Origin of the sequence: Dactylosporangium cerinum (genome assembly GCF_042653625.1) — a bacterium.
GTDB classification, from domain to species: Bacteria; Actinomycetota; Actinomycetes; order Mycobacteriales; family Micromonosporaceae; genus Dactylosporangium; species Dactylosporangium cerinum.
Window position 1 is genome coordinate 77563 of sequence record NZ_JBHSIU010000066.1, and the last position, 22731, is coordinate 100293.

Consider the following 22731-nt stretch of genomic DNA (forward strand, 5'->3'; position numbering starts at 1 on the left):
TCCGACGGCACCTTGATGACCGCGATCAATTGTCTACGCTCGGATCATGGGAGACGTGGCAGCCGACGCGCTGCACCTGCTGTCGGACCTCGTCGGCATCGACAGCGTCAACCCGGGCCTGGTCCCGGCCGCCGCGGGCGAGGCGGAGATCGTCGAGCACCTCCGCGCGCGGCTGCACGGTTCGGGCTTCGCCACCACCGTCGTGACGGCACCTGGCCACGCCGACCGCCCCAGCCTGATAGCGGTACCGCCCGGACCGGGGCAGCGGCCGACGCTGGTGCTGAACGGCCACCTCGACACCGTGGGTGTGGCCGGGATGCCGGCGCCGTTCACGCCCCGGTGCGACGGCGACCGGCTCTACGGGCGCGGCGCCGCGGACATGAAGGGCGGCGTCGCGGCCATCGTCGCCGCCGCGGAGCACCTGGTCGCAGTGAACGCGCCGGTGCGCCCGGTGCTCGCGCTGGTGGCCGACGAGGAGGACGCGAGCCTGGGCAGCGAGGCCGTGATCGACGCGCTCCCCGGGCTCGGGATCCGGCCCGACGCCTGCCTGATCGCGGAGCCGACCGACCTCGCCCTGACCAGGTCGCTGCGCGGGTTCGCCGTCGTGCGGGTGACCTTCACCGGCCGCGCCGCGCACAGCTCGCAGGCGGACCTCGGCGTCAACGCCGTCACCCACCTCGGTCGGCTGCTGCACGCGGTCGACGAACGCGCCGCGGCGGTACGCGCCGGCGGCGGCGACCTGATGGTGACCGTCGCACGCGGCGGTGGGTCACCGTTCGTGGTGCCCGACCACGCCGAGTGCCTGGTCGAGCTGCGCACACCGGCGGGCCGGTCGAGCGCCGAGGCACTGGACGAGGTGCGCTCCCTGCTCCGGCCGGACTGGGACGCCACCGCCGACCTGGTCGCCCACCGCGACGGCTGGCGGCTCGACGACGCAGGGCCGGCCGCCGACCTCTCCCGCCGGCTCGGCGACGAACTCGGCACCGGCCCGACGTTCGACGCGCCGTACTGGATGGAGGCACCGCTGTGGCAGCGGCGCTGCCCCACCCTGGTGTGCGGACCGTCCGGCGGTGGGCTGCACGCCGTCGACGAGTGGGTCGACGTGCGGCAGGTCGGCGCCCTCGCGGCCGCGCTGACGACGGTCCTCGCCGGCTGGCGGCCCGATGCCGACTGACCCGCGCGGCCTCCGCGGCGACGCGCCACTGCTGGACGCCTGGCTGCGCTTCAGCGAGAACCCTCCGACACCGTTCACCATCCCGGGCCACAAACAGCGCGGCGACCTCGTCGGCGACGTGGTCGCCGGTGACGTGCCGCTGTACGCCGGCCTCGACACCATGAAACTCAGCACCGGCGTCCTCACCGAGGCCGAGGCCCGCGCGGCGCGGCTGTGGGGCGCGGACTTCTGCCGCTTCTCCACCGGTGGCGCGACCCACGCCAACCAGGCCGTCGCCCTGGCCGTCGCCGGCGACGGCGACCGGGTCGTGGTCAGCCGCACCCTGCACCGTTCGCTCCTGCTCGGGCTCGTGCTCGCCGGCCTGACCCCCGTCTGGGTGCGCCCCGAGGTCGACCCCGCCACCGGCCTCCCGCTGGGCGTCGCGCCCGCGACCGTCCGGCAGGCCCTGGCCGCCAACCCCGACGTGCGGGCCGTGTTCGTCGGTGACCCGTCCTACGTCGGCGCCGTCGGTGACATCGCCGGCCTGGCCGACGCGGCACACGACTTCGGCGTGCCCCTGGTCGTCGACGCGGCCTGGGCCGCCCACTTCGGCCTCCATCCCGCGCTGCCCCGGCACCCGCTCCAGCTCGGCGCCGACGTCATGGTGACCAGCGCCCACAAGACGCTGCCCGCCTGGAGCCAGGCGGCGCTCGTGCTGGCCCGCACCGACCGCGTCGACACTGCCCGCCTCGACACCGCCCGCCTCGACGCCGGGGTCGAGGCGACCGCGACCACCAGCCCCGCGGGCGCGGTCCTCGCCAGCATCGACGCCGCCCGCGCGCTGCTCGAACGCGACGGCCACGCCCTGCTCGGCGACGCCATCAGCGCCACCCGCGCGGCCCGCGACCGGCTCCGCGGCGTCGACGGCCTCACGGTCCTCGACGGCCCCGCGGTCGACCCGCTCAAGCTGACCCTGCTCCTGTTCGGCACCGGCGCCGACGGCAACCGCGTCGAGCAGGACCTCCTGGCCGCCGGCCTGCCGGTCGAGTCCGCCGACCGCGACGTCCTCGTCGCCGTCGTCTCCCTTGCCGACACGCCGGACTCCCTCACCCGCCTGACCACCGCCCTGACCGACTCGATCGACCGGCACCGCGGCGCACCGCGACCGGTCGTCGGACCCGCCGCGTACCGGGTCGAGCCGGTCGTCTCGATGCCGCCGCGGCAGGCGTTCTTCGCCGCCGCCGAGACGGTCCCGATCGACCGGGCCGTCGGCCGGGTCTGCGCCGAACTCATCGCGCCGTACCCGCCCGGCATCCCCGTCCTCGCCCCCGGCGAGCAGATCACCGCCGCCGCCCTCGCGGCCCTCAACCACGCCCGGCTCGCCGGCGTGAGAATCGCCTACGCCGCCGACCCGTCCCTCAGCACTCTGCGGGTCATAAGTAGCTGAGTGTCGGAGCGCGGCTGACTGCGGGTAGTTGGAACAATGGCGGCCGTGACTGTGCATCGCGTCGCCGACGCTGACGGGGTCGAATGGACGTACGACGATCACAAGACGATCGGCGATCCCGGTGGTATGGGCAGCGTGTTCGAGGGCGCGGGCCGCGACGGCACGCCGGTGGCGGTCAAGCGGGTCCGGCTGCCGTACCCCGGCGTGAGCGCCGAACGCCGGCGCGACCGCGAGGTGCAGATCAGCGAGCTGCTGCTGCACACGAAGCAGTCCGGTAACGAGACCTCGCACCTCGTCGTGCCGCTGAGCTTCCAGTTCGTGGACGAAGATCTTTACATCGTGATGCCGAAGGGCGATGAGTCCCTCGGGCACGCGCTGCGGACACGACCGTTCGACCTGCCGTCCGGCGTGCAGGTCGTGCGGCAGATCGCGCTGGGACTCGAACAGCTCGCGGCCGGGTCGATCGTGCACCGCGACCTCAAACCGGACAACGTCCTGCGGTTTGGGTCCACCTGGAAGATCACCGACTTCGGCCTGTCCAAGAACCTGTCCGAAGGTCCCGTGACGGTGTCGCTCGCTGCCTGGGGCACCGAGGCCTACACCGCGCCTGAGCTGTGGAGGAACGAGCCCGCGCTACCGCGGTCCGACCTGTACGCACTCGGAGTGCTCGCGTGCGAGGTCTTCACCGGGGCACGACCGTTCCCCGGCCCGAGCGGCGAGTACCGCCGCCAGCATCTACAGGACCCGCCGCCCGACCTGCGCGAACTGCCGCCACGGCTGGCCCGGCTGACCCTCCGGCTGCTGGCCAAGAACCCAGCCGAGCGTCCTCAGGATGCCCGGGCGGTCGTCGAGGCGATCGACGCGTACGCCCGCGGCCTGCGCCGCGACCAGGAAGCCCTCGTCGACGCCGCGCTCGACCTGGAACGTGCCCGGGCCAACGGCCGGGCCGGCGAGGCCGCCGCCACCGACCGCGCCGCGCAGGCCGAGGCGCTGCGGCTGGAGGCGATCAGTGAACTGGGTGACGTCCTCGCCAACGCCCACGACGACGTCCACGAAGCCCTGCCCGACGCCCGCATCGACCGGGCCGCCCATGAGATCCTGATCGCCGGGCTCCGCATCGCCTTCGAGACGTCGGAGCCGCTGCGCCTGTCGGCCGTCGCCGATCCCGGCGGCTCCGTGCTGACCGGTGTGGTCCGGCTGGTGCCGCCGCACGGGCCGGCCCAACTGGGCGAGGTGTTCGCCCACCTGGCGTACCTCCCCGGATCTGACGGACGGCGGCGCTGGACGTACACCGGACCTGATGCGACCGACACCGACCGGCGCACGCTCGATGACGGCGCGGTCCTCACCATCGTGCGCACAGCACTGGCCGCCGCCGCGCACGTCCGGAAGGTCGGTAGGGCATGACCGACGAGCACCGCATCGCCGACGCAGTCCGGGTCATCGAGGGCGGCCGCGAGAGCAGCCTGTTCACATGGATCGACGCCGCGAACCCGGGCGACCCCGACGCATGGAGCCTGGACATCCGGCTGTTCGATCCGGAGAACGAGGTGATCAAGACACTGCACGACCTCTGTGGTGCCGCGGCCACCCGCCTTGCCAGCGCCGATCCGATCAACCGTGGGCCGCTGATGAGCGCGACGCACACCGTGCTCGTGGTCTCGGCGTTCTTCACCGAGCTCGCCGATCAGGAGCCGGACGCCATGGCGATCTTCGAACAGTCGCACGCCTCGCGCTGGCCACGCTCGATCGGACCGCGATCTCGCTGTTGCTCGGCATGCGGGTGCTGGCGCCCTCCCCGATAAGGACGTCGAACTTCATCGACAATGCGATCTGGCGGCTGTACGCAGAAACGGCATCGCTGGTCCGCGAGCGTCTGGTCATAGATCTCCCGGACCAGCCGTCGTCAGCCGTCCGGATGCTGGAACATCAGTTCCTGTATGAGTTGCCGTCCGGTGCGCTGCGACGCTACCGCAAATATGCACTCGCCGTGGCCGCCCAGGTGCCGGCGTTCACGGTCTGGACGATATTTGACGACGATGTTCCGGGCGTTCCGAAGCCACGGCCCTCACGATCGGTCGTTTCCGGATCGGACATCGAGGCGATGCTCCACGAGGTCCGGTTGCGGCTGGATCAGCAGCCGACGGGTCTGTCCGGGTTCCGCGGTGCGATGGACCGCGTCGAGAGCCGTTTCCAGATCCTGGACCAGTGGGCCGAGTTGGCCAAGCTCTATCTGGACGAGATCGCCCGTGACACGGTCGATCACGACCCGAGCGCGCCGCGACTGCCCGCGTTGCGGGACCTGTACATCAACCCGGCCTACCGGGCAAGACTGTTCGAGCTGGGCAAGGACCACCCTCACGAGGAAGGTTGGTGGGAGCGGATTCCGGCCGAGGACGAGGTCCAGGGGTTTCTGGTCCGCTACCTGTTGTCGCCGATGGGCGTTCGCCGCACTGGAACCATTGCTCCGCGCCGCGCCCCCGGTGGACGAAGCTGTGGACCTGATGCAACTGGCGTTCCCGGCCCGGCACGCCCAGGGGGAGGCGCCGACGTCCGAAGCCCTCCTCCGTCATCGCATCCGGTTGCTGGCGCTCGATCCGGGCGCCATCGAAGCTCCAATGCTCGCCGCGTTTTCCAGCCAGCTCGCCGACTTCGGCACGGCCAACCTGGCGATCCGTGCCGAGTTGTTGTTCGAGGCCCTCCGTCCGTCGCGGCCGGCCCCCGCCGACCCGGACGCGTTCCGCGCGGTGCTGTGCGAGATCGCCAGGCCACTGGGTGAGCACCGCCCGTCCGAGCACCAACTGCCGATCGCGATCGGACTGGCCCGCCTCGGCATTGCCGACCGTGATCTCCCGTCGAGCCTCTGTCTGGTATCGATTCTGTACGATCCCAGCCATGCCGTGCGTCTGGTCGACCGCGACTGGCGCCTGGCGGCCGACCTCATCGATGCGATCCGCTCGACGTCCCGCCAGCGGGCCGCCGGCCGGGCCGTCCACGTACTGATCACCATGCCGGTGCCGGTCCTGCGCGGGTTCTGCGAATCTGACGTGCTGTTCGTCGCTCACTGCGCCCAGCGCGACTATCCGGACGCCGCGGCGCAGCTGCTGGCCAACTGGACGGAAGGGCTCCGGCTCCAGGAGCACCTACCCATGGTCGGCCTGCTGCGCGACAGCCTTGCCAGACGGGCCGCCCTGACCCGCGTGGCCTCGGCCCTGCGTGCGGTGGCGGGCGTCTCGAGGCCGGCGGTCTCAGCACCTCTGGCGTAACGCATTCGCCGCTTCGGAGGGTTCGGCAACGAACGCTGGGAACGTAGATTTCGTTCGTGCAGGTGGATCCACTGACCACGTTCCGCGGCGCTCTGCAGCTGCTGGGCAAGTACGACCGGCCGGTCTTCGACGCGCTGAACACGCTTCTCGGCGGCGCGCTTTCGGCGACGCCGACGTATGAAGCCGTTGCCCTGTTCGGCTGGATCGACGAGAAGGACGAGGCGACCAGAGCGCTTCGCGTGCTGCTGGACAGGGGCAAAGACCGGTTACTGCGCACCAATGGATCCGAACGGCAACAGTTGATCGCTGCCGTCCACACGGCGATCGTGATGTCGGCCTTGCTCAACACCCTCAGGATTCTGGAGGAGCGACTCCGGGACCCTGGCCCACGCGTCCTTGAGTGGCTGTACGGTGCGCAGATACCGGTACCGTCTGCCGTGCAGGGATTCGATGGAGCGTCACCGAAGTTGGCGGAACTTGGTGACCAGGCGCTTGCCAAGCTACGCGTGGTCGGCCAGACCCTGTTCGTCCCGATGTTTCTGCACCGGTACGCAGCGAGATATCAAGACCTGTCAGTGGACCTGCCGGAGTTCGGCATTTGGGCGGTGCTCGGCGAACCCGCTAGGGCCCGCCAGTCCATCGACGATCTGCACGCCGGGCTCGGACAGGCGTTGGTCGAGCAGACAGCGGCGATGCGGCGCCTCGCACGGCTGATGGAATGCCTCGTCGGCGAACCGGAGACGGAACTGCCGTTCGCGGCCGCAGTGGTGTACGCGACGAACGGCGCCGCCTTGGACGACACCATCCTGCCGCTCGAAGCGGCAGCAGAGATTCCCGACCTGGTGCTGCCAACCGTCGGCCGCCTGCACCAGACGCCCCGCTTCCGGGCGACGGTGTACTCGCCCGGAGCCCAGCCGGCGGCCGACCGCTGGTGGACCGACGACGACCCGACTCCGGTGCGGGACGATCTGGAACTGTTTCTCGCCGGTCACTTCGCCGGCGAGGACAGCACCCGCCGGCCGTTGCTACTCCTCGGGCAGCCGGGTGCGGGTAAGTCCCTGCTCACCAGGGTGCTGGCGGCGAGGCTGCCGCCGAGTTCGTTCACCGTGGTTCGCGTGCCGCTGCGGCGGGTCGACTCGACCGCCCCCATCCATGAGCAGATCGCGCAGGCAATCGACGTTGCCACACACGGCCGGGTCACGTGGGCGGAGCTGGACCAGGCGTCTGCGGGCACGATCCGGGTGGTCCTGCTCGACGGCTTCGACGAATTGCTGCAGGCGTTGCCATCGGGTCGGCGCGGTTACCTGCAGGAGATCGCGGACTTCCAGCGGCTGGAGGCGGCACTCGGCCGCCCGGTAGCCGTCATCGTCACCTCGCGCACCATTGTGGCGGACCGGGCCACCATCGCACCGGGCACGCCGATGATCCGGTTGGAGGAGTTCGACGAGCACGAGATCGGGCGTTGGGTCGAGGTCTGGAACACCTCCAACGCGGCTCCGGTCGACGCCGGGCGGGTCCGGCCGCTCCTCCAGGAGGATGCCCTCGCCTACCGCGATCTCGTCGCCCAGCCGCTGCTGTTGCTGATGTTGGCGTTGTACAACGCGGATCCTGCCACGACGCTGGAGCAGGGCCTGACCAGCCCCGCCCTGTACGAACGGCTCTTCAGAACGTTTCTGCGCCGCGAGGTCGCCAAACTCAACCTCGGTGACCAGGCGGACCGCGAGGCCGAGCGACGACTGTGGCGGCTGACGGTGGCGGCGTTCGGGATGTTCAACCGCGGCGGGCTGTACATCATGGACACCGAGCTCGGCGCCGATCTGGCCGCCTTTGACGGCGTGCCGGACGGCGACCGGACGCGCGGGCAGCGCACGGTCGGCGAGTTCTTCTTCGTCCACGCCTCTGAGGCCGACACGCACCTGCGCGGCGAGGCGAGCCGCTGCTTCGAGTTCCTGCACGCCACGTTCGGCGAGTACCTCGTCGCGCGGCACGTCGTGCGGCTGCTGGACGAGCTGGCCGACACCCGCGACGGCCGGCGCGTCGACGACGACGAGCTCTTCGCGCTGCTATGCCACCAGCCCCTGCTCGGTCGCAGGCAGGTGCTGGACTTCGCGGCCGGCGTCGTGGAAGACCTGGCCGACGGTCGCTGGCCGCTGATCGCCGCGTTGCTGCAGCGGCTCGCGTCGACGGTGCGGGACCGGTACGGCACCGAACGGCTACGCGACTACCGTCCACAGCGGACGGATCGGGTACGGGAGATCGCCGCCTACTCCGCCAACCTGGTCACCCTGCGGGTGTACCTCGACAGCGAGGACGCCGAGGTGCCGATCACCGCGTTCGCACCGGAGCGGGCCGACCCGCTCGCCTGGTGGCGGTCGACCGTGACGATCTGGCGGGCCGGCCTCGACGAGGCCGGCTACGCAACGGTCCTGTTCGGCCTCGACGTGACGGATCGGACCGTCCATCCACCCGACCATCAGTTCGGCTACGAGTGGCCGGTCACCGCTGCCGAGGCCTTCGTCGCGCGGCGAAGCTCCCGATGGGTCCCGGCTGAGCGGCCCGCCGTCAGCTCCGCGCAGCTGATGGTGCAGCCCGCGCAGGAGTTCGACATCCGGATCGGCGAGGCGTTGCGTGGCTTCAGTTTCGTCCGCGAAGGCGACTTCTCCCCACCTGGCCTCGCCTCTTGGGCGGCCACCGCCACGCTGAACGAACCACTCGACGAGATGTTTCTCGACGAGACCATGAACGGGATCAGCTCCGGGGAGTACGACGCGCTGCCGGGGGAAATGGGACCGAAAGTGCGGCAGTGGCTCGCCAGGACACTGGCGATGCACGGCCGGGGCCTGGACTACGACTCGGTGCTCGCCATCGTGCGGTACCTGATCGCCGACCGGGGCATCGACCTGCCGGACCTGGTGACCGTCGTTGCGGGCTTTCCGGAACTGCTCCGTGACGAGCCGAGCCTGGTGACGTACTTCCGCTATGCCGGATCGGCGACGAAAGGCCTGTTCGGCTTGCTGACGATTGCCGAACGCGGGGCCGACGAGGAGCTCGCCGCGCTCCTGCATGAGGCCGGCGGGGGATCGACGGAACACGCGATCGGTACGCAGGCGCTGATTGCCCTGGTGCTCAGGCTCGACCAGGCGATCACCGAGCGCGGCGACCCGTCGGGCAGCTAGTACCTCTGACGCAGGGTCACGATGACGGGCGGTTCACGTGTCCAACGGCTGGCACATGACGTGGTAGCCGGGGAGCTTGTCCTGCGCCGGGGAACCCTTCGGGTACACGAGGATGAACCCCGGCGCGACCACCACGGGTCGTTCCGTGCCGGGCGCCAGGTTGCGCCGGTCGGCGCTGTTCACGACACACCGGAACGCGCCGCGGTGTGGCGCGTGGCCGGGCAGTTCGAGGGTGGCGTCGAAGCGCCACGCCAGGCCGCTGATCTGTTCCTGGCCATGGATGCGCACGACGCCCCGCACCCCTTCGGTCTTCATGTGCTGCTTGAAGTCGGCCTGGAACTGCGCGCTGCGCACGTTGGACACCACCGGGATCCCCGACCAGCGGCGCGGTTCTGACTGCGTCATCGCCGTACGGTACGGGAGAACCCGCCCCTGAACTGTCCCCATTGGACAACGCTGGACGCAAGATCAGGCGAGTTCGGTCGTGATCAACTCGGCGATCCCCAAGGCTGCCAGCTGGCGGGTGATCACCGCAGCCGAGAGGTAGCGGTTCGGGGCGATGAGCATGCCGATCAGGTCGAGGTCGGCGTCGAAGCACGGCGCTCCGGGCAGGGTGGCGGAGGCGGTGTGCGTGCCCGAACCGTCCGGCTGCATGTGCGTGATTTCGCCGAACGAGATTCTGTTGGGCTGTAAGACCAGCACGTGTTCGCCGACATCGGCCGTGGCGGAACGGGTGAGGTTGATCCAGCCGCGAGCCGCACCCGTCGTGCCTGAGCGTTCACCACCGATGGGCTGCGCACCGGGCGCTCCGCGGAGCCGGAGCAGGGCGACGTGCTCGGTGGACGCCACCAGCCAGTCGGCGGCGAGCACGAACTGCGTCCCTGGGCCGAGGACCTCGCCGGAGCTCCCGAAGGTCTCGTCGAACGTGACCCGTGTCTCGGCGACCCACTGCAGGCGGATCATGTCGGCGGTGGTGAGGATCAGGTCGACCCCGACGAGAAGGCCGGCCGTGGCGAGCGAGCCGCCGACGGTGACCGTGCAGATGCGGCTCAAGCGCTCCGCGAGATTGGCTCGCCACAAGGCGGTGTCGAAGGCCATGCCACGAATTGCTGTTTCCATCGGCGTGACGAGGCCCGCCGCCTCCGCCAGTTCGGTGAAGGCGGGGATGTGCGGGAACGCCCGAGCGGCAGCGATGACCAAGTCGCTCAGCCAGCCCTCGGCGTTGGCGGCGAGGACCAGCTCGAAGGCGATCGTGAACGGGGCGTCAGCGGCAGTGAATGAGTCGAGGCTGCGATCGAGCCGAAACAGCAGGAACTCGCGGAATTCCGTGCTGTTCGGGACGGCCTCGACCAGTGCACGGGCCAGTCGCATGCGATTCGCGCCGCTGAGGCGGACAACGGGCCTTGGCGCAGTGGAAGGGTCGGCGGCGGCCGGGTGCGCCGGCTCGATCTGCAGCGCCGTGCGCAGCATGCCGTTCAGCGCGGATATGACACCGGTCAACGGGCGGTCGAGATCGGCCCGGAACAGCTCGGTGAGGAGCTGGGTGAGCCATCGCCGGCCCGCGTTCAGGACGTGACCGGTCCAGGCCGTGGTCAGCGACGACGAGTGCACCGTGACGCCATACTGGCGGGCCAGCCAGCCCGGCGACTCCTTGCGCGCCGCCGACAGCTCGAGGTCGAGCCGGGCGAGCGCCGCCGCCATCGCCCGCAGGCCGCGCAGGTCGTTGTCGGCGAGACCGGCGAAGGGGATGAGGCGGGCCAACCGTGATGTGACCGAAGGGTCCGTCACGAGGCACACCCAACGGGCCAGGTCCGGGTCGTGCTCGAACTCGCGGTCCGGCAGGGCGTCGCTGAGGTCGCGGATCAACTGGTCGATCCGGGCATCGCCGGCGCCGCCCGGGACGACGGGCATCAGCTGCCGCAACGCCGCGTGGCGGGTCGCGGCGTGCAGTTCGCCGGTCGACCGGGCCGCGCCGACGGCGAACATCTCCAGCTGCTCCAGCACGTCCGGGAGGTCATCGTCATGCCGGGACACGAGCATGATTTCGGCCTGCAGCAGGGTCAGACGCAGGACGTGCGGCCACGCTTCGACCGACGCGGCGTGATCGACCGCCCGGGCAAGCAGCGCCAGCCCCCGGTCCCACTGCTCCAGATACCGGTGCGCAGTCACCTCCAGCGCCGTCAACGGGCTCACCGGGCTGCGGTCTTCGCGGTCGGCGAACAGATCGAGCACCGCGGTCGGGCGGGTCACGTCGGGGTCGCGCAGGAGCCGCTCGGCCTTCCCGGCCACCAGCCGCTCCCAGTCCTCAAGGGACGCGAGCCGCCGGGTCTCGGGGTCGACCTCGAGGCCGAGCCGCGACGCGAGGAACGCCCGTCGTGCGCCGGTGAACTCGCTCATCGTGGAGGCCAGCAACGGCTCCACGCCGGGCAGCCACCGTGCGTCGATCAGGTAGAGGTCTTCGTCGAGCGCGAGCCGGTGGTAGATCTCCTCGGCCCGGTCGACGGGGTTGTCCGGGCGGCCGGCGTAGTACTCCACCGCCCGCTGGTCGATGGCGCGGACCTTCTTCGGCTGCTCGGACCGCAACAGGTCGACCATCAGCCGCCGGACGTCCTGGCGATGATGCAGCGAACCGTCCGCCGCGACGCGCACCAGCGACACCTCGCGGCGCAGCTCCTCGAACAACACCACGGGGTCCGCCGACCCGAGATCGCACGGTTCGGCGAGGACGCGTTCGATGAGTTCGGGCGTGATGCGGCGCAGCACCAGGCCGGGATGGGCGAGCCCGCGCACCTGCGGGTCATGGATGTGTCGGAGGATCCGTTGGTACAGCTGGCGCTGCAGCAACGTGTCGCTGACGTTGAGGTGCAGCTGCCATGGCCGCCCGCCGAGCTCGTGGCCCTCCTGCGCATAGACCTGCGCGGCCAGCTTCAGGCTGAGCGGGCTCCCGCCGACCTGCTCGACCAGCCGCGCGGCGACGTCGGGATCGCCGACGCCGTGGGCCACGAGGAAGGCCTGCGCCGCCCCGGGGTCGAGGCCGGTGAGCTCGATGGGGAGCACTGGATGGTCGTACACCTCGGCCCGCCCGCTGATGCACACACGCAGCCGCGGCACCCGTTCGTGCAGCTCCTCCAGGTAACGCCAGATCTCGCCCACCTGCTCCTGGCTGCGCCACTGCACCTCCTCGAACGTGTCGAGGACGAACAGCAGCGGTCGGCCGGCGGCGTGGGTGCGCACCACGGTCCCGAAGTCGTGCACCGCGCCGTTGCGGATCCGTTCCGGATCCCGGCGGCCCTGCGCGAGCTGGCGCTGCCACTGCTGCCGGATCGCTTCGCACCGCTCGCGCGCGTCAGGGTGTTCGACGCCGAGCTGGCGGATCGCCTCCATGAACAGGGTGAGCGGTTCGGCCGCGTCGACGTCCGGGCGATCGAAGTCCAGGTACACGACCGGATGCCGGTCCTGCTCGTCCACCTGGGCCCGGAGCAGGATGAACTTCGCCAGCAGCGTCGACTTGCCGACGCCACCGGGTCCGTGGATCAGCACGGGACGGAATCCGCCGCCCGGGCGCTCCAGAAAGTCGTGCAGCGACCGCAGCTCGTCTTCGCGGCCGCTGAAGGTGGTGCCGACCAGATGCTCGAACGGTTGCAGGAGCTTCAGCCACTCCAGCCGGGCATTGAGCACGGTCGCCGCCGGTACCCCCGGGAAGCCTGCCGCACGCAGCCAGTCGCAGACCACCACGGTGCAGGCGAAGGTCTCCAGCGACTGCTCCGCCAGGGGCGGCGGCGAGCCCGTCAGGTACTGCTCGAACACGACCTGCAGCGGATCGGGCGGCCGGTCCGGGTTGGCCGCGAGCGCTACGTCGATGGAGCCCTGCTCGCGGAGGCGGCGCAGGACAGCGACGCGGACGTTACGGTGCAGCGTCCACCGCCGGATGCCGGCCGCGTCGGCGGTGGGCTCGCTGTGCTGCAGCAGCAGATCGACGCTGTCGGACGCGCCGCCGTCGACCGGGCAGAGCGAATCGGGGGTGAACCAGGCGAGGACGGCCGCGGCGTCGTGCAGGCCTCCATGCACCGGATCCGGCGGACTCGAGGTCGGCCGGGTCGCGGCGACAGTCGCCAGGACCTCGTCGATGAGGTGCTGGGGGATCGCGCCTCGGCTGCTCATGCGCTGCCCCGGGATGCGTAGAGGAGGTCCAGTTCGTCGCCGGCCCGTTCGCCGACGGTGCGCAGGTAGTCCTCGCCGGCCGGGTCGAGCCCGCTGAGCACCCGGGTCGCCAGCTCCACGAGCTGGGCGTCGGTCCATGGGACGCCGAGCTCGTCCAGCGCGTCGCGGAAGAACTCGAGCACCTCGGCAACGCCGATCTGGTCCAGGTCGTGGGTCCTGACCTGCCGGCTGATCGCGGCGAGGGAGCCGCCGTAGCCGAGCAGGACGAGCCTGAGGCCGGTGAGGTTCTGCGCGATCCGCCGGGCCAGCTCGCCGATCAGATCGAGCGTCGACTGCAGCGTGACCACGCTGTCGAGCGCGTCGATGAGCAGCCACGGGTTGCGCGGGTCGTCGGCCGCGAACGGTTCGAAGTCGTCACAGAATTTGATCACCCACGTGGACCATTGCCCGTCGTGCGGCGGGTCGGCGACCTGGCACTGGTAGCCGAGCTTCGCGGTGATCGAGACGGCCAGGTCGTGCGGGGTGACGACGACCTGCGGCCCGCGCATCCGGGCGAAGACGGCCAGGTCGACGGGGACCACCCGGGGCGACTGCCGGACCAGGTGGTGATACGAGATGAGCTGCAGGGTGTGCGACCTGCCGCTGTACCGCGGGCCGTTGACCACCAGGATGCGCCGCCCGTTCGGCTCGCGCAGCTGGCGGAGCCCGTCGCGGACCGTGCCGCGGTCGATCATCACGTATCCGCCGCTGAGCCGGCACGCGGTGAACGGGTCGGCGTCGGCCTGCGCCGGCGCGTGCCGGAGCCCGTCGAGAAGCCGCTGCAATGTGGGGTCCGGCACCTTCGCCACCGCCTGTTCGAGCAGGCCGACGAGCCACCCTTCGCGTTCGGCGTTCATCGTCACGGCGAGCACATTGCCGCTGAAGTCCGTGCCGGCGATCTCGTACTGGTCGAACATCCGGTTGCACCGCATCAGCAGTTCGACGATCCTTGGCCGCTGCGGGAACGCCGCCAGCAGCGCCTCGTAGATCGGGATCAGGTCCTTCGGCTGGACCGGCACCTTCGCGTAGGCCGTCGTCATGGGCCGAACGCCGCTGCGGTACGGAGTGCCGACACGGGAATGCCCTGGTTGTACTCGGCGACCCCGAACGCGGGGTATCGGGGATCGCCGGCGTGATGGACCGCGACCCACTGCCAGTCCGGCCCGAAACACGGCGAGCCGGACGACCCTGGTTCGGTGTTCGTCGTGTAGCGGACCCGCGTGCCGGCGTTGTTGAGGCCGAGGACCGCCTCCGAGTCGATCGCCACCTGCAGGGGCTTGCCGTCGGCGTGCTGCACGATGTACAGGGCGCGGACCTTCGTGAAGTCGTGGTCGGTGGCCGGAATCTTCAGCCAGCCGCGTGGCGTCCACTCGCCGTCGTCGGTGGGCCCGCCGACCGGTTCCTCGCCCGCCCGCGCGGCCAGCCGCAGCACCGCGTAGTCGAGTTCGTCGGCGGACGGTTCCCCGCTGGGTGGGACCTCGACGTCGTGCCGGCTGAACGGGCTGTGGTCGACCTTCCACTCCTCCGCGAGCCGGTGCACGGTCCCGGGTGCGGGCGTGACGCCGTCGGCGAGGTAGCGGTAGTCGAACCGCAGCGCGACCGAGGCCGGCGGCACGTCACCGTCGATCACGGCCTTGACCACGTGGTAGTTGGTCAGGACGACGTCGGGTCCCACGAGGAAACCGGTGCCGGTGCCCAACCCGTCCGGGAGGGACACCTCCACCCGGCACACCTGGCCCTCGATCTCGCCGAGCCGGGCCAGCCACGTGGCCAGGTCGAAGATCGAGTTGGACTGCCGGATCTTGAGTTCGAGCGCCCCGCCGCCGAGGCCGACCTGTGGCGCCAGCTCGAACCGCTGGGCGAACGCCAGCAGGCCCGGGTCGCTCGGCAGCGCCTGCCGGGCCGCGGTGAGCAGGTCGCGCCACCACAGTCCGGCGTTCGCGTCCTGGACGATCTGCAGCAGCGCGTCGCGGTACCCGACCTCGGCGCCGACGAAATCGTCGAACCGCTGGTCCAGCCGGCCCAGCAGCAGCTCCCGGAACCGCGGCCGCGTGAACGCCGCTGCGAGCAGGTTCCGCAGCTCGATCTGTTCCGGACCGGTCAACCGGCTGGGGGTCATCAGCGAAATGGCCTGTCTGTCTGGGTGTTCCGTAGCATGCGCCTGATCCAGCACAGTGATACCACGAATGCGCACCGCGACGACCGGGGATCAGCCGTTCAACCGACCCGTAGTCGTCCGTCGATCCGACCGACGTTGCCGAGAAGAGGGAACCATGCCGATTGTGTTCATCCACGGAGTCGCGACCCGGGACAGCGCACCGGATCAGACCGTGGTCGACCTGATGCGGCGGTACCTGTCCGACGTCGTCTCGCCCGGCCGCGAGGTCGACGTCCACTACGTGTACTGGGGCGACGTGGGCGCGCGGTTCGCGTGGGGCGGCGCCTCCCGCCCGCGGACCCGGCTCGCCGGCCAGGGCGGTGACGACGCGCCGTCACCGGCGTCCCGCGCGGTCCTGGCAGCCGACCTCGGCCCGGCGCTGCCCGGCCTGCCCGCGCCGGCTGCGGCGCCGCCCGTGCCGTCGCGACTGGTGCCATCCGGTCCCGCGCCGGCGCCGCCGTTCAGCCTGCGGACCCTGCCCGCGGACGCGTTGAGCGACTTCCTCGCCTCCGTGCTCACCGCCGACGGGGTGCGTGACGCCGCCGTCATCATCGCCGCCGACGACGCCGCGCACGACCAGGCGCTGACGGCCGCGCTGACCGCCGCCGGGGGCCTCGACGAGGAATGGGACCTGGTCGGCCAGGCGATCGACCGGCGACTGGACGCCGGCCCGCTGGCCGGCATGGGCGCCGGGGACCGCTGGACGCGCCTGCGCGACCGGGTCGGCGAATACCTCGCCCGCGGCAACGACGCCACCGGCTACGCGATCACCACCGTCCTGGCCGAGACCCGCCCCCGGCTCAACGACCTCGCCACCACGTTCGTCGGTGACGTCTTCGAGTACATCGACCGCCGCGGCACCGTCGCCGAGGTCGGCGAGATCCCGAGACGCCTCCTCACCGCGCTGCGGCAGGCCAGCGGCACCGGCGAACCCGTCGTCGTGATCAGCCACAGCATGGGTGGCCAGATCGTGTACGACGCGGTCACCACGTTCCTGCCGCAGCTGCCAGGCAACCAGGACCTGCGCGTCGACTACTGGTGCGCGACCGCGTCGCAGGTCGGCCTGTTCGAGGAGATGAAGCAGTTCCTCGCCAGCGACCCTTCGCACCGCTCGGGCGTCCCCGTGCCGTTCCCCGACCGGAAGTACCTCGGCGGCTGGTGGAACGTCTGGGACCACAACGACTTCCTCAGCTACACCGTGCGCGGCATCATCGACGGCGTCGACGACGAGCCGTTCGACTCGGGGATGAGCCTGGTGTCCGCGCACTCCGGATACCTGGTCCGGCCGAGCTTCTACCGGCGCCTGGCTTCGAAGCTCGCAGCCGCGGCCGAACAGGGGTGGGGCCGATGACGCGGCTGGTCGCCCGGGCCGAACCCGGCAACCCGGGCCTGTTCGTCAACCCCGACTGGCAGCCGGGTACCCCTGGCGCGTTCGCGGTCGTGATCGGCGTGTCGGACTACCCGTACCTGCGCGACGGCAGCGGTTGGCACCCGGGCGACGAGACGTTCGGGCTGGGGCAGCTGTACGTGTCGGCGGCCACCGCCACCGCGTTCTTCGAATGGTTCAGCGACAAGTACGACTTCCAGGGCACCCCGCCCGCACGGTGCTGGCTGCTGCTGTCCCCGACCGCCGAGGAACGCGCCGCGTCCGCCGCGGCCGTCGGCTCGGCGCCGGCCACCCTCGAGAACTGCGAACTGGCGCTGCAGGCCTGGTACGCGGCCATGGAGTCCAACGGTGCCGCCACGGCGGACAGCCGCGGGTACTTCTTCTTCAGCGGCCACGGCCTCGAGGTCTCCCTCGACGCCCAGATCCTGCTGCCCAGCGACTACCTGCGCGGCCCCGGCCGGGCCGTCAACAACGCGATCAGCACCGACAATCTCCTCAAGGGCCTGGCGTCCTCGCCGGTGCCGCAGCACTACCTGTTCGCCGACGCCTGCCGCAACGACGTCGCGAGCCTGCGCCAGTACGTCGTGCAGGGCCGCCCGATCCTCAACGTCCGGGCCGCCGGCGCAGCCAACCCCGACGTCCTCACCGGCATTCTCTACGCCGCCGCGTCCGGCACCATCGCCTGGCAGCCGTTCAAGCTGTCCGACGGCCTGTCGCTGTTCGGCCGGGCCCTGATCGACGGTCTGCGCGGCCTGGCCGGCGTCGAGCTGCAGGGCTGCAACGCCGGGCGGTGCGAGGTGCGGTTCAACCCGCTGCAGACGTACCTGAAGAACCGCGTCACCCAGCTGCTGGCGGACTTCGGCAGTCCGGAGAAGGCTCGGATCCGCCAGGGCGGCAGCCCACCGGACGTGGGCGTCACCGTGGTCGTGGACAGCCGGTCACCGTTCGAGAGCCTGACCGGTCCCGCGCCGGTCGGGCAGGTCCTCGCCGCCCGCTACGACGTGACCGAGGTCGGGCTGAGCTGGACACCGGCGGACGGCGAGGTTTCGGCGCACCGGATCTTCGGCAGCGAACACATGTCGGAGATCTGGATGCGGCACGTGCATGCGTCCGACCTGCGCACCGGCGCCTCAGCCCTGGTGGTCGTGCGCGAGGTGCACCGCAGCGACAACACCCAGGCCTACCGGGTCGTCCTCGAACTGCCACCGGCGCCGGACGGGCATTGGCTGTGCCTCGACGACCCGGGCCGCGGCGGGCGCCGGTTCGCCGTCGCGTTGCCCGACGACAGCATGACTGCGCCCCTCTACGAACTCACCATGGACTTCGAGTTCGACGATTCCGGCATCCGCTGGATCTCCGCGGTGGAGGCGCGACTGGCGTTGTCCAACCGGAGCCGCCTCGGCGAGCTGGCCCGCATGTGGAGCAGGTACGAGCTCGCGAACGCCGCGGACGCCGCCCACGAGCTGGACACTTCTGGTCTTCTGCAGATGGTCTTCGACAAGGTGAAGTCGCCGCTGGCCGCGACGGTCGCTGCGACGCTGCTGTTCCGAGCTCGCAGGTATGACCTTCTGCCAGTGTCGTGGCTGGCGAACCTCACAACGTGGTTCATGTGGAACACCGACGCGGCCGTGTTGTGGGCTGCGCACCCGGACTACCGCCGCGAGGTGGACCCGGACAGGTTGCCGCTGTTGGAGCTCAAGCTGCCGTACCTGGCCGAGGTGCTCCAGATGGCCTGGCGGCTACTCTCGGACCTCGGCCCCGACGACGACCCACCCTGGCGGCTGCAGGCGCAGGTGCACCGGGCGATGAGCGTCCACCGGCCGGGCGGCCTGTTCGCCGTCTACTCGGGCCCGGCCCAGGACCTGGGCAGCGATCTGGTCCGCCCGCGCAGGCAGCGATGACGTTCGCCCGGCCGAACCTCCAACCACGCGACCTCCTCGCGGCGCGCGGAATCCTGCTCGCGGCGTTCCCCGACCGGCAGCGGCTCGAAGAGCTGGTCATGTCGTGCAACCACACCCTCGACGAGCTGGAGGTCGTCGGCAACGACTACCGCGGCAACGTCCTGGCGGTGGTGAAGGCGGCGCTCGCCGACGGCTGGCTGATCGAGCTGTTGAGCAACGCCTCGGCGCTCGTCCCTCGCGACGACGCGCTGCGCGAGATGCTCGACCGCGTGACGCCGGCCCCGCCGCTGGTGCTCACCGACCACTTCGCGGCGTGCCGGCTCAGCGGCGGGCATGTGCTGATCGACCGCTCCCGGCTCCGGGCGGCGCTGCGGGAACTCTGCGAGCCCACCGGCCGGCGCGTCCTTGTGGTCGGCGGCCCACGACGGACCGGGAAGTCGCACACGACCCAGCTCATCGCGTACCTCCACACGGTCCACCGCACGTTCCGGGTCGCCCACGTCGACCTCGAGGCGATCGCCCGGCTGCTCGGCCCCGACCCGGTCGTCACACCCCACGACGTCGCCCGACGCATCGTGCGGATGCTCGACTACCCGCTTGAGCTGGCCGCCCCCGCCGGCACGTCGTGGCCGGAATGGGTGCTCACCTTCTGCGAAGGGTTCGAGTCGCACGCCATGCGCGACGACCGCAACCCGTGGATCGTCATCGACGGGTTCAACCACGTCGCCGCCATGCAGGCCACCGTCGACCTGGTGAAGGAACTGGCCCGCCGCATCGACCGGTTCCTGACCGGGTTCCGGCTGGTCCTGCTCGGCTTCGAGGAGTCCCTCGCCGCAGTGAGCCAGCACACGACGATCGAGACCCTGGAGCAGATCGGCGCCGAGGAAGTGACACAGTTCTTCCGCGACGCCTACCAGCAGCTCGGCGTGCCGTGGACCGAGCAGCTCCTGCTCGACGCCGCCGCCCGCGTCCTGGCGGACCTGCACCCCGAGCAGCACGACTACCTGCGGGTGCTCGGTGATCGGGCGGGCCGGGCTCTCGCCGAAGCCGCCGGACAGTCGGTGAGCGCATGACGCAGTACGGCCCTCTGCACGAGGCGGCCGCGGTCCTCGTCTGGTACTGGCCGTCGGACATCGCCCCGGCCGGCGACATCGACCTGCTCCTGCTGGATTCGAACGTGACCGTCGACGCGGCATTGGAGCGGCGGTGGACGCTGAGCACGGATGTGCGCATCCAGGTGCTCCGCCGCCTCCGGCAGGAGGGGCGGATCGGCGAAGCCTTGGCCGCGACCGAGGACCACCCGACGGAACCGATGCAGAAGTACCTGGAGTGGTACCTCGCCGGCGAAGGGCCGTCGATCGACAGGATGGATCTCGCGGACCTCGTCTGTGCCCGGACGATCTGCGAATGGCTCAGACCCGCGGGGTTCGACGGCCTGCCGGACGCGTCCGCGCTTGCGGCGCGGCTGGACCGGCTCCTCCTGCTGCAGCCACTGGAGACGCTCGCCGCCAAACGGGAACCCGACGACGGCGACCATCTCGGCGCGCTCCGCGAGTTGGTCCAGCCGCAGGTCGCGTCCACCCTCGCGATCCTCGACGGTGCCGGCAGTCCGGCCACCGCCGCCCGGTTCCTGCTCGACCGGGCCCGGGCCGGCCGCCCCATCGCGTACCTCGACCTGAACCGCCCGGACGTCCGTCCGGCCACCCTGCTGCCAGTACTGCTGGAAACGGCCCGGCAGTTTCTTGTCCAGTTCCCGCAGGCGGCCGATCGCTGCGCCCCGATCCTGCAGGAATGGCAGCGCCGGCTGGCCTCCGGCGGGACGGCTCCCGGCTGGAGCGACGCCTTCGCCACGATCACCGACGGTGCGCAGATGCTGCTGGTCATTGACGTGCCACGGCAGGTCTTCGGGCTGTGGCAGACGGTCGCGCAGCTGCAGGAGCACCTGCCCCAGCTGCGGATCTGCCTGTGTCGCCGCCGAACCGCCGGGCTCGACGGGCGAGTGGACCTGCCGCCGGCGTCGGAGGTGTCCGTCGGCCGGAACCTGACCATGAACGCGATCCGGGACCGGTCGGCCCTCGCCTACCGGGTGCTGCGGGTACTGACCTGGATGGCGCCGCACCCTTTGCCCGAGGACGTGCTGCTGGCGCTCTCCGACGATCCAGCGGGTCTGGACGATGCGTTGGCGTTGCTGGCGTCGTACTCGATGATCAGCTGGGACGCCGGAACCGTCCAGGTGCACGGGTCGGCGCGATCCGGAGTCCGTGCCACGACAGCGGATAACGGCCTGGCCGAGGCGGTTCGGGTGCTGGCGGTGGCGTTGCCGACCGACTTGTCCGATGATGTCGGCAACTCGTCGCGGTGGGAGGCCCTGCTGCCGCACATCGACACCGTGTTGGGCCACTTGAGTCCTGCGCATCCCTACGCCGCCGCCTTGGACATCGCCAGCGGCGCGGCACGGTACCGGCAATCTCAAGGCCAGGTCACGACGGCCCTGGTGGCATACGACCGGCTGGTCACCGATGCTTACCGGATCCTCGGCCCGACCCACCCCAGCACCCTCGTGTTCCGGGGCAATCGTGCCGTCGCCCATCGCCAGGCAGGTCACCTGGACCAGGCGATCGCGGGGTTCCAGGGGGTGCTCGCCGCGATCAGTCAGGTGTTCGGTCCCGAACACCCCAATGCGCTGATCATCGGCGGCAACCTCGCAGAGGCCTATCTCGATGCTGGACGGGTCGGCGATGCGATCTCGGCGTTCGAGCAGGTGCTTCCCGGCTTCGACCGGGTGTTCGGGGACAACCACCCCGACACCCTGGCCATCCGCCACCACCTGGCCGATGCCTACGGTCGGTCAGGCCGGCGCGGCGCGATCGCGATGGCCCGGCAAATGATCGACCGTTGGCGTCAGGCGCCAGCCGGCAACCCTGACCTGCGGGCGGCGGTGGTGGACGTGGACAACGACGTCGCCACCCTCCTGGCTGACGCCGGGCGCGCCGCTGGCCGGTTCGGGTACGAGGACGCGGCACGGGCGCTCGGGGCCGCGGCTGACCGGATCGGCGGCGCAGCGGCCACCGTCGTCGTGGTCGGTGAATACAAGCGAGGCAAGAGTTCGCTCGTCAACGCCCTCGTCGGCCGGCCGGAGCTGCTGCCGGTCGACGAGGGCGTGGCGACGAGCACGCTCCTGAGTGTCGGCTACGGCGAGACCGACGCGGCCACCGTCATCGACGCTGAGCATCCGCACGGGCGGCCGATCGCCCTCGACGAGCTCGCCGACTATGCGGCGGTGGACCCGCAGACCAGGCTGCCGCGGCACCCGGAGGTGCTGGAGGTGAAGGTCACGGTGCCGTCGGCGCTGCTCGGCGAGGGTGTCACGTTGGTCGACACGCCCGGCGTGGGCGGGATCGTCGCGGGGCACGCCGCGGCCACCCTCGCGGCGCTGCCCCATGCGGATGCGCTCCTGTTCGTGGCGAGCGGCACGTCGGAGCTGACGGTGTCGGAGTGCCAGTTCCTGGCCCAGGCCGCCGAACTGAACGGCACCGTGTGCTTCGTGCTGGCCCAGACCGACAAGTACCTGCAGTGGTCGGTGGTGCTCGACCGCAACCGGGACCTGGTCCGGCAGTACGCGCCGCGGTACGCGGGAGCGCCGTGGTTTCCGGTCAGCAGTCGACTCAGGTCCGCGGCCGACGAGGTCGCCGCCACGGCGCCGGAGCAGGCCGCGCGCCTGCTCGCCGACAGCGGGTTCCCGGCGCTCACCACGGCGCTCACCGACGACATCGCCGCACGCGCCACCCGCATCCGCCAGTACGACGCGGTCACGGTCTGCGCGCAGGTGCTGCTGGAGCTGATCCGCCGACGGGGTGCACTGCTGGTAGGCATGCCGGTGGAGCCTGCGGAACTCACGGCCCTGTACGACCGCTCGGTGGCCCTGCTGCGGGCCTTGGAGCAGGCACCGCGATCCGGTGTCGTTCCGCTGGGCATCGCGGACAAGCGTGACGTTCGTCTGCCGAAGTGACCGACGCGGGGTCGCCGTCGCGGTGTTTGACGGA

Annotated in this window: 15 protein-coding genes; 10 read left to right on the forward strand and 5 right to left on the reverse strand. The window is 71.0% G+C overall.

Annotated features, from left to right (window positions below):
* Positions 1-46: 46 nt before the first annotated feature.
* Genes ACFPIJ_RS42710 through ACFPIJ_RS42725 form a run of 4 tightly spaced genes read left to right on the forward strand, consistent with a single transcriptional unit; the run spans position 47 to position 4405 of the window.
* A complete protein-coding gene (locus tag ACFPIJ_RS42710) occupies positions 47-1174 on the forward strand; it encodes a M20 family metallopeptidase (RefSeq protein WP_380124504.1) in 1128 nt (375 codons plus the stop codon).
* On the forward strand, positions 1164-2600 hold the full coding sequence (locus ACFPIJ_RS42715) for an aminotransferase class I/II-fold pyridoxal phosphate-dependent enzyme (protein ID WP_380124506.1): 1437 nt from the start codon (positions 1164-1166) through the stop codon (positions 2598-2600). The genes ACFPIJ_RS42710 and ACFPIJ_RS42715 overlap by 11 nt, the downstream gene beginning before the upstream one ends.
* Before the next feature lie 45 nt (positions 2601-2645).
* Positions 2646-4007 carry a serine/threonine-protein kinase gene (locus ACFPIJ_RS42720; protein WP_380124508.1) on the forward strand — a complete coding sequence of 454 codons (1362 nt, stop codon included), beginning with the start codon at positions 2646-2648 and terminating at the stop codon, positions 4005-4007.
* Complete coding sequence (locus ACFPIJ_RS42725; RefSeq protein ID WP_380124510.1) at positions 4004-4405, forward strand: NACHT N-terminal helical domain 7-containing protein; 402 nt, start codon at positions 4004-4006, stop codon at positions 4403-4405. Before ACFPIJ_RS42720 ends, ACFPIJ_RS42725 begins: the two co-directional genes overlap by 4 nt.
* A 263-nt stretch (positions 4406-4668) precedes the next feature.
* Here ACFPIJ_RS42725 and ACFPIJ_RS42735 read toward each other — a convergent pair whose 3' ends face one another.
* Positions 4669-4866 carry a hypothetical protein gene (locus tag ACFPIJ_RS42735; protein WP_380125427.1) on the reverse strand — a complete coding sequence of 66 codons (198 nt, stop codon included), beginning with the start codon at positions 4864-4866 and terminating at the stop codon, positions 4669-4671.
* Positions 4867-5095: 229 nt separating this feature from the next.
* Here ACFPIJ_RS42735 and ACFPIJ_RS42740 point away from each other — a divergent pair, with 229 nt between their 5' ends.
* On the forward strand, positions 5096-5866 hold the full coding sequence (locus ACFPIJ_RS42740) for a hypothetical protein (protein ID WP_380125429.1): 771 nt from the start codon (positions 5096-5098) through the stop codon (positions 5864-5866).
* 56 nt (positions 5867-5922) lie between these two features.
* Positions 5923-9042, forward strand: coding sequence for an NACHT domain-containing protein (locus ACFPIJ_RS42745; protein WP_380124512.1), 3120 nt, complete (start codon positions 5923-5925; stop codon positions 9040-9042).
* Positions 9043-9075: 33 nt separating this feature from the next.
* On the opposite strand, the gene ACFPIJ_RS42750 is transcribed toward ACFPIJ_RS42745, so the two are convergent.
* From ACFPIJ_RS42750 to ACFPIJ_RS42765, 4 genes are all read right to left on the reverse strand, one after another.
* Positions 9076-9447, reverse strand: coding sequence for a hypothetical protein (locus ACFPIJ_RS42750; protein WP_380124514.1), 372 nt, complete (start codon positions 9445-9447; stop codon positions 9076-9078).
* 63 nt (positions 9448-9510) lie between these two features.
* Entirely contained in the window at positions 9511-13203 is a 3693-nt protein-coding gene (locus tag ACFPIJ_RS42755) for an effector-associated domain EAD1-containing protein (RefSeq protein ID WP_380124515.1), read from the reverse strand.
* Positions 13200-14282 carry a hypothetical protein gene (locus ACFPIJ_RS42760; protein ID WP_380124517.1) on the reverse strand — a complete coding sequence of 361 codons (1083 nt, stop codon included), beginning with the start codon at positions 14280-14282 and terminating at the stop codon, positions 13200-13202. The genes ACFPIJ_RS42755 and ACFPIJ_RS42760 overlap by 4 nt, the downstream gene beginning before the upstream one ends.
* A complete protein-coding gene (locus ACFPIJ_RS42765; RefSeq protein ID WP_380124519.1) occupies positions 14279-15361 on the reverse strand; it encodes a trypsin-like peptidase domain-containing protein in 1083 nt (360 codons plus the stop codon). Before ACFPIJ_RS42765 ends, ACFPIJ_RS42760 begins: the two co-directional genes overlap by 4 nt.
* 154 nt (positions 15362-15515) lie before the next feature.
* Between ACFPIJ_RS42765 and ACFPIJ_RS42770 the strand changes: the two genes are divergently transcribed.
* The 4 genes from ACFPIJ_RS42770 to ACFPIJ_RS42785 are packed head-to-tail and all read left to right on the forward strand — an operon-like array spanning position 15516 to position 22697.
* On the forward strand, positions 15516-16751 hold the full coding sequence (locus tag ACFPIJ_RS42770) for a lipase family protein (RefSeq protein ID WP_380124520.1): 1236 nt from the start codon (positions 15516-15518) through the stop codon (positions 16749-16751).
* Positions 16748-18688 (forward strand): caspase family protein, encoded by a 1941-nt coding sequence (locus tag ACFPIJ_RS42775; RefSeq protein ID WP_380124522.1) that lies wholly within the window; start codon positions 16748-16750, stop codon positions 18686-18688. Before ACFPIJ_RS42770 ends, ACFPIJ_RS42775 begins: the two co-directional genes overlap by 4 nt.
* Positions 18685-19761 carry an effector-associated domain EAD1-containing protein gene (locus ACFPIJ_RS42780; RefSeq protein WP_380124524.1) on the forward strand — a complete coding sequence of 359 codons (1077 nt, stop codon included), beginning with the start codon at positions 18685-18687 and terminating at the stop codon, positions 19759-19761. Before ACFPIJ_RS42775 ends, ACFPIJ_RS42780 begins: the two co-directional genes overlap by 4 nt.
* A complete protein-coding gene (locus tag ACFPIJ_RS42785) occupies positions 19758-22697 on the forward strand; it encodes a tetratricopeptide repeat protein (protein ID WP_380124526.1) in 2940 nt (979 codons plus the stop codon). Before ACFPIJ_RS42780 ends, ACFPIJ_RS42785 begins: the two co-directional genes overlap by 4 nt.
* The last annotated feature ends 34 nt before the right edge of the window (positions 22698-22731 follow it).